The organism is Planomonospora algeriensis (genome assembly GCF_977012225.1).
The window spans coordinates 1-714 of the sequence record NZ_CDRNDK010001006.1 but is presented as its reverse complement, the minus strand read 5'-3'; the positions used below and the strand labels follow the sequence as shown (position 1 = coordinate 714).

The following is a 714-nucleotide window of genomic DNA, read 5'->3' as shown; positions in this document are numbered from 1 at the left end:
AGCGGAAGACCAGCATCAGCAGCAGGACCGACAGGCCCACGACCAGCAGCAGGTACACCGGCAGGGCGTCCGCGAGTTTGCCGGAGACGTCGATGCCGACGGCGGTGGCACCGGTCAACGCGACGTCCGCACCGGAGACTCCGGCGACCCTCTCGCGGATCTCGTGGACCATCGTCTCGGTGGCCTCGTCGGTCGGGCCGGTCTCGGGGATCACGGCCAGCAGCGCGGTGGTGCCGGAGGCGTTGAGCTGCGGCGGGGTTACGGCCTCGACACCCGGGACGGCCTGGATCAGCTTCTGGGCCTCCTCGGCGGCCTTGCCGGTGGCCCCGGCGGAGCCGGCCGTGACGACGGCGGCCAGCCGACCGTTGAAGCCGGGGCCGAAGCCCTCGCTGATGAGGTCGTAGGCCTCGCGCGGGGAGGAGCCGACCGGGGCGGTCCCTTCGTCGGGCAGCGCCAGGCGCATGTCCGCCGTCGGCACGGCCAGCGCGCCCAGGGCGAGCACGCCGGCCAGGATGAACGGCAGGCGGTGGCGGGTGACGAAGTAGCCCCAGCGGAACCCGAGGGACTGCCGCTCACCGCCCCGCGCGCCGGTGCGGGGGAGGGTCCGCTCGCCGGCGCCGGTCCGCGGTGCGGCCGCGCGGTGGCGGCGGGACATGATCCGGCGGCCGGCGAAGCCGAGCAGCGCGGGCTGGAGCGTGATCGCCACCAGCACGG

1 pseudogene is annotated in these 714 nt (G+C 75.2%); it reads right to left on the bottom strand.

Annotated elements, in window-relative coordinates:
* Positions 1 to 714 (bottom strand): annotated as a pseudogene (locus tag ACWJ6R_RS37475) (MMPL family transporter); the annotation flags it as partial.